The sequence below is a fragment of the Anaerococcus obesiensis ph10 genome, from assembly GCF_000311745.1.
Lineage (GTDB): Bacteria > Bacillota > Clostridia > Tissierellales > Peptoniphilaceae > Anaerococcus > Anaerococcus vaginalis.
The window spans coordinates 855,477-862,115 of sequence record NZ_HE978531.1 but is presented as its reverse complement, the minus strand read 5'-3'; the positions used below and the strand labels follow the sequence as shown (position 1 = coordinate 862,115).

General features: G+C 29.3%; 8 protein-coding genes. 6 read left to right on the top strand and 2 right to left on the bottom strand.

The features are described from left to right. On the top strand, window positions 1–892 hold an 892-nt coding region (locus HGAG_RS10580; RefSeq protein ID WP_019118082.1), incomplete at its 5' end, for a prolipoprotein diacylglyceryl transferase. 221 nt (window positions 893–1,113) lie between these two features. On the opposite strand, the gene HGAG_RS04360 is transcribed toward HGAG_RS10580, so the two are convergent. Both HGAG_RS04360 and HGAG_RS04355 read right to left on the bottom strand, forming a co-directional pair. Next, window positions 1,114–1,623: a nucleoside 2-deoxyribosyltransferase gene (locus tag HGAG_RS04360; protein ID WP_019118081.1), complete on the bottom strand. Its 510-nt coding sequence runs from the start codon at window positions 1,621–1,623 to the stop codon at window positions 1,114–1,116. A 51-nt stretch (window positions 1,624–1,674) separates the two neighbouring features. Further along, entirely contained in the window at window positions 1,675–2,256 is a 582-nt protein-coding gene (locus HGAG_RS04355; protein WP_019118080.1) for a DUF4230 domain-containing protein, read from the bottom strand. A 309-nt stretch (window positions 2,257–2,565) separates the two neighbouring features. Between HGAG_RS04355 and HGAG_RS04350 the strand changes: the two genes are divergently transcribed. Genes HGAG_RS04350 through purN form a run of 5 tightly spaced genes read left to right on the top strand, consistent with a single transcriptional unit; the run spans window position 2,566 to window position 6,637 of the window. Further along, window positions 2,566–3,246, top strand: a complete 681-nt coding sequence (locus tag HGAG_RS04350; protein ID WP_019118079.1) for a phosphoribosylaminoimidazolesuccinocarboxamide synthase — start codon at window positions 2,566–2,568, stop codon at window positions 3,244–3,246. 12 nt (window positions 3,247–3,258) lie between these two features. Further along, window positions 3,259–3,741: a 5-(carboxyamino)imidazole ribonucleotide mutase gene (gene purE, locus HGAG_RS04345; protein WP_019118078.1), complete on the top strand. Its 483-nt coding sequence runs from the start codon at window positions 3,259–3,261 to the stop codon at window positions 3,739–3,741. Beyond that, complete coding sequence (locus tag HGAG_RS04340) at window positions 3,738–5,021, top strand: amidophosphoribosyltransferase (RefSeq protein ID WP_019118077.1); 1,284 nt, start codon at window positions 3,738–3,740, stop codon at window positions 5,019–5,021. The genes purE and HGAG_RS04340 overlap by 4 nt, the downstream gene beginning before the upstream one ends. Before the next feature lies 1 nt (window position 5,022). Next, on the top strand, window positions 5,023–6,048 hold the full coding sequence (gene purM, locus HGAG_RS04335) for a phosphoribosylformylglycinamidine cyclo-ligase (RefSeq protein ID WP_019118076.1): 1,026 nt from the start codon (window positions 5,023–5,025) through the stop codon (window positions 6,046–6,048). Next, entirely contained in the window at window positions 6,020–6,637 is a 618-nt protein-coding gene (gene purN, locus HGAG_RS04330; protein ID WP_019118075.1) for a phosphoribosylglycinamide formyltransferase, read from the top strand. The genes purM and purN overlap by 29 nt, the downstream gene beginning before the upstream one ends. Window positions 6,638–6,639 lie beyond the last annotated feature (2 nt).

Genomic DNA, 6,639 nt, shown 5'->3' with positions numbered 1-6,639 from the left:
CCTAGCCTTGGCACTAGGAGTAAGCTTATTAATTCCTAATGCAAAAGCAAATGAAGAAAAATCAGTAGAAAATGCCTTAAAAGAGCCAGTAAAAACAAGTGAAAATGTAAAAGCAGAAGAAAAATCAGCTGTAGTAAATGAAAAAATCACTATAAAGAAAGCTCCAGTAAATGAAAACGGAGAAGAAAAGCCAGATGACGAAACAGAAAAACCAGATGGCGAAACAGAAAAACCAGATGGCGAAACAGAAAAACCAGACGGCGAAACAGAAAAACCAGATGGCGAAACAGAAAAACCAGACGGCGAAACAGAAAAACCAGATGACAAAAAAGAAAATCCAGAAACTGATGAAGAAAAACCAAAAGACGAAAAGAAAGTAAAACCTAAAGAATTCAAAATGAGTGAAGTTTATAAAAATAAAGACTCTTTTGAAGTAATAAAAACTTGGATTATGTACTCTATTAGAGAGACACTTGGATTTGAACTAACACCCGAAAATGAAAAAAATTTAAAAGCAGAATTGGATAGAGTTGGAAAAGCAAAAAATTTAGAAGAGCTTATGGAAGCAACTAAACGAGATAAGGCATTTTTAGCAAAAGTATACTTATTTGCAAAAGATAAAATAACTTTTGATGAACTTTATAGTGATTTAGTAAAAATCATAGACGATATGGCAAATCAAAAACCACAAAATCCAAGCCAAAAAAATCCTAACAGAAAAAATAAAAAAACTGGTACAACAAATACAACAAATACAACAAACACAGCAAATACAGGCAATAAAGTAAATAATGCTGGAGAAAATGTACAAACAGGAGTTGGTAGCCTTTCAGCAATTTTGGGCTTATTAGGAGCATCAAGCCTAGGCTTATTTAAAAGCAAAAGAAAATAATAAAATTTAATATTTTAAAAAATTAAAAATTCAAAAATGAGTATCAAACTTGTCTTTGTGACTTGGTTTGATACTCATTTTTTTATCGAAATTATTGAATTTTAAATAAGAGCCTACTTTAAAGGAAAAATTAATTGATAATTTTTTTTAGAAAGTTCAATTTTAAATATAAATTCTTAGCTTAAAATTTCTGTGAAAAAATAATAGCTAATTTTGTAGTCTTATTTATTTTCTTTTATATACAAAATTAAATCTTCAATCAATTCTTCTTTTTTCTTATAAATTCTTGGTTTTTTGAATTTATTTCCATTTTTATCTACGTAAGAAAGTCCTGTTATGAGTTTGTTTATATATAAAAAATCATTTTGAAATATGTCTTTTTTCATTGGTGGAAATTTATCTTCTTTGTCATTTCCTCCAAGTCTTATATCTGTGTAGAGTTGAAAAATTTGAAGACCTTTTTCAAATGCAATTCCCATCTCTGCTGCAAGGCCTAAATCTTGTGTGTCCATCAATCCTACTAATATATCTGCATTTTTAAGTCTTTCGTAGTCTGCTAATAGTATATCGTAATTTGATGTAAAGCCTGCATCTTTATCATTTATTTCTAAATTTTGAGCGGGATTATAAATTTCTATATCTGAAAATTCATTTTGAAGTGCCTTTTGAATTTCTAGTGCTTGCCATCTTTGTCCTTCTGTAAATAAATCACAACCTAAATATATTTTCATATTACCACCTTTCATAAGTATATTATAGCACAAAAAAATAAGGGCGAACCCTTATTTAAATTGTATATTTATTGTATAATCTTCAAGACTATTGTCTATGTTGATTATATCTTTTATTGCTTTTTCACATTTTTTGTTGGCTTCTATCAAGATTCCTTTGTCTATTGCTCTTTTTTCTACTGATTTTTTTTGATTTTTGGCAAAGTCATTGTAGTCTTCAACTTTAATTGGATTAAAAATTGATGTTTTTTGGTCGAAAATTTTTAGGGAATCTTCGTAAATTTCGTGGGATAAAATTTTTGATTTTGGTAATTTTATATTTATTGTTTTTCCTGAAACCTTTACGTCCATTTTTTCAAGGTCTACTCCACAAGAAATCATTCCATCATAAGAAACTATAAATTTCTTTTGGGTAAATGGTATATCGTAGCCATAAAATTTATTTGAATTTTCAAATTGTCCCATATTTGTGTAGGAATATTTTAAACTTGTTAGCTCTTTTGCATTTTCTATTCTATTTTCTATTAATTTGTTGTCTATTTTATTTTCATTTTTTGAAGAAAAATAATTGAATGAAAACAATAAACAAACGGCTAAAAGAATTGCTATAATAATATTTTTTATTTTTGACATTTTTGCTCCTTTATTCATAATTAATATTATCTTATTATAAATATAATGAATTACAAGTCGTAAATGAAAAATATTAAAATTTATCAAAAAACTTTCTTGACAATTAAAATTTACCTTGGTATTATGAATTTGAACGAAGAATAGGCTCATTGAAATGGGCGAAAGTGTACCTAGGGATCTGTTTTTTTCAAGACCGAGCGGTACGGATATTTTTTAGTATTACACCAGAGGGACAAAAGCCCAGGAGGATAGGTTTCGTAGCCTGTCCTTCTGGGCTTATTTTTTGTAAAAATTTTTAAGGAGAAAAAAATGCATACAATCTACGAAGGTAAGACAAAAAATTTGGTTGAAAATGATGGAAAATATTTTTGTTTATTTAAGGATACTATGACTGGTACTGATGGAGTATTTGATACTGGTGGAAATCAAGTTGCTGGAGAAAAAGAAGGCGCTGGTCAAGAGTGTCTAAAAGTTTCTAAATTTTTCTTTGAAAAAATAAATGAGGCTGGTGTAAAAACTCATTATCTTGGAGCGGACCTTGATAAAAATCTTATGGAAATTGAAAAATGTACAGTTTTTGGAAAAGGTTTAGAAGTTATTACAAGATTTAAAGCAGTTGGATCTTTTATGAGAAGATATGGTCTTTATGCAAGTGAAGGACAAGATCTTGATGCTTATTCTGAAATTACTTTAAAAGATGATGACCGTGAAGATCCACTTATTACAGAAGACGCTTTAGTTGAATTAAATATTTTATCTCATGATGAATATAAAGAAATTATTAAAGAAAATAAAAAAGTTGCAAAACTTGTAAAGGATATCTTAGCAGAATATGGTCTTGATTTATACGATATAAAATTTGAATGGGGAAGACTTGCTTCAACTGGAGAAGTTGTTTTGATTGATGAAGTTTCTGGTGGAAATATGAGAGTTTATAAAGATGGAACTTATATTGAACCAATGGAATTGTCAAAATATTTAGGACTTTAATAAGGAGTTTATATGAAAGTATCTATAATCATGGGTTCTTTATCTGATAGCCCGATAGCTGATAAGGTTGTTTCAAAATTAAATGAATTTGGAATTGATTATGAAGTTAAGGTTATTTCTGCTCATAGAGCTTTAAAAAGTTTAGAAGAATATGTAGAAAAAAGCGAAAATGAAAGCGAAGTTTATATTGGAATTGCAGGAAAAGCTGCTCACTTATCTGGAGTTATTGCAGCGTTAACAACAAGACCTGTAATTGGAATTCCTGCAAAATCATCTCATCTTGGTGGACTTGAAGCTTTACTTTCTACAGTTGAAATGCCAAGTGGAGTTCCTGTTGCAACTGTTGCAATCGGAGGAGGAGAAAATGCTGCAATTTTGGCTACAGAAATTCTTGCAATAAAATATGATTCTTTAAGAGAAAAATTAAAGGATATGAGAATAAAAATGAAAGAAACTATAGATAATTCTGAATATGAATATAAGGCAAATAAATGAGTGGAATTGTAGGAATATTTTCAAAAAAGAAATATAAAAATGTTTTTCCCGAATTATACTCTGGCCTCTATGCAATCCAACATAGAGGTCAAGAGTCAATGGGAATATCACTTCTTGCTCATGAAAAATTATCAGAAATTAGAGGTAAGGGAGAAATTGCCAATAATATTAGCCTAGATAATATTTCAACTCTTGCAGGAAATGTTGGTCTTGGTTATGTAAAATATAGATTTGCTGAAGATGATAAATCTCTTATGCCTATGCCATGGTTATTTTATCCTGAAAATTCAAATTTTAAAAATTTGATTGCAATTGATGGAAAATTTCTTGATGAAACAAGTCCTGAAGATGTTGTAAATAAATTAAATTCAAATAATATAGATGAAATTATACAATTTATAAATAATTTAAAGGGAGCATATTCTATTATTCTCGTAAATGGAAATAGGATGATTGCGATTAGAGATCCTTATGGAATTAAAAATCTTTGCGTTGGTAAAAAAGAAGATTCTTATATAGTTGCAAGCGAATCTTGTGTGATTGAATCAATTGATGGGCAACTTTGTCACGAATTAAAACCAGGAGAAATTTATATAGTTGACGATAATGGAGAAGAATCCTATTTTGCAAAAGAGCTTTCTAATTCTCCTTGCATTTTTGATTTTGTTTATACTGCAAGACCTGACTCTTCAATAAATGGGGTTAGCGTCTATGATGCAAGAATTAAAATGGGAGAAATTCTTTACAAAGAACATCCTGTAGATGCAGATATAGTTGTTGGAAGTCCTGATAGTGGATTAATTTCAGCTGTTGGATTTTCGCGTGCATCAAATATAAAATACGAAAGAGCAATAGTAAGAAATAGATATATAAATAGAACATTTATTCTTCCAACAAATTCAATGAGAAAAAAAGGAATAAGAATAAAATTAAATCCAATAAAACATCTTATTGAAGGAAAAAGAGTTGTTCTTGTGGATGATTCTATTGTAAGAGGCAATACTATAAAAAGAGTAATAGAAATTTTGAGAGAATCAGGAGCAAAGGAAGTCCACATTAGGATTGCATCTCCTCAAGTGATAAAAGAAGAAACTTTTACTTTTGATGTGCCAGACAAAGATCATTTAATTAGCAACAACAGAAGTGTAGAAGAAGTTAGAAAAATTATAGGAGCAGATTCTTTGGGATTTATTTCCCTAGAAGGATTAAGACAAGCTTGTGGAAATAAAACATATTACGAAAATTGTTTTAATGGATATAACCCTTTAGAAAGGATATAAAATGCCAATAAATTATAAAGACGCTGGAGTTGATGTAGCTAACGGTCAAAAAGAAGTCGAACTTATAAAAAAATTAGTAGAAAAAACTCAATCAGAAAATGTTTTGAGCAAACTTGGAGGATTTTCTGGTCTATTTAGTTTGGAAAATTTAAATATAAAAAATCCAGTTTTGGTTTCAGGGACAGATGGAGTTGGAACTAAAGTTATGCTTGCTCAGATGATGGACAAGCACGATACAATTGGAATTGATTGCGTGGCAATGTGCATAAATGATATTCTTTGCCAAGGAGCAAAGCCCTTATTTTTTCTAGATTATATAGCATGTGGCAAACTTGTTCCAGAAAAAATGGAAAAAATTGTAAAAGGAGTAGCTGATGGCTGTCTTCAAGCTAATTCTTCTTTGATTGGCGGAGAAACTGCAGAAATGCCAGGTCTTTATAAGGAAAATGACTATGACCTTGCAGGATTTTGTGTGGGAATAGTTGATAAAGAAAAAATAATTACTGGACAAAAAATTAAAAAAGGCGATCATATTTTTGGTTTAAAATCTTCAGGAATTCATTCAAATGGATATTCTCTTGTAAGAAAAATTGTTTTAGAAAAAGAAAAATTATCTTTAGATGAAAAAATTGAAGGACTTGATACAAGTCTTGGAGAAGAATTATTAAAACCAACCAAAATTTATGTGAAAGAAATTTTAGATCTTCTTGAAAAAATTGAAATAAATGGCCTAAGCCATATTACTGGTGGTGGATTTTATGAAAATATTCCAAGAATGATTCCAGATGGACTTTGTGCAAAAATTGATGTGAGAAATATTCCTCTTCCAAAAATATTTTCACTATTAGAAAAATGGGGAGAGCTTGACAAAAAAGATATGTACGAAACCTTCAACATGGGCGTTGGACTTGTTTTTGCAGTCGATAAAAATGATATTGAAAAAGTTAAAGAAATAATTGATGAAGATGAGCTTTTAGATCTTGGAGAGGTTATAGAAAATGATGAAAAAATCGACCTCAAATTCTAAAAAAATTGCAGTTTTGATCTCAGGCTCAGGAACAAATCTTCAAGCTATAATTGATTCGTGCCAAAATAAAATTATTAATGGGAAAATATCTATAGTAATTTCAAATAAAGAAAATGCTTACGGGCTTACAAGAGCAAAAAATGCTTCAATTAAAACATTGGTTTGCAAAGATAATGATATTTTGCTCGATACTTTAATAAAAGAAAAAATCGATCTTGTTGTTCTTGCAGGCTACCTTAAAATTTTACCTCAAAAAATAATTGACAAGTTTGAGTCAAGAATTATTAATATCCACCCATCCCTTATACCATCATTTTGTGGGATGGGATTTTATGGAAGAAAGGTTCATGAAAAAGTCTATGAAAAAGGAGTGAAATTTACTGGAGCAAGTACTCATTTTGTTACAAAAGATGCAGATGATGGCCCAATAATTTATCAAGAAATTGTAAAAATTAATCAAGAAGATACAATCGATGATATAGCAAAAAATGTTTTGGAAAAAGAACACGAAATTTTGATAAAATCAGTAAAAGATTTTTGTGATGATTTATTTTACATAAAAAATAATAAGGTTTTCGTAAAAAAATAGGA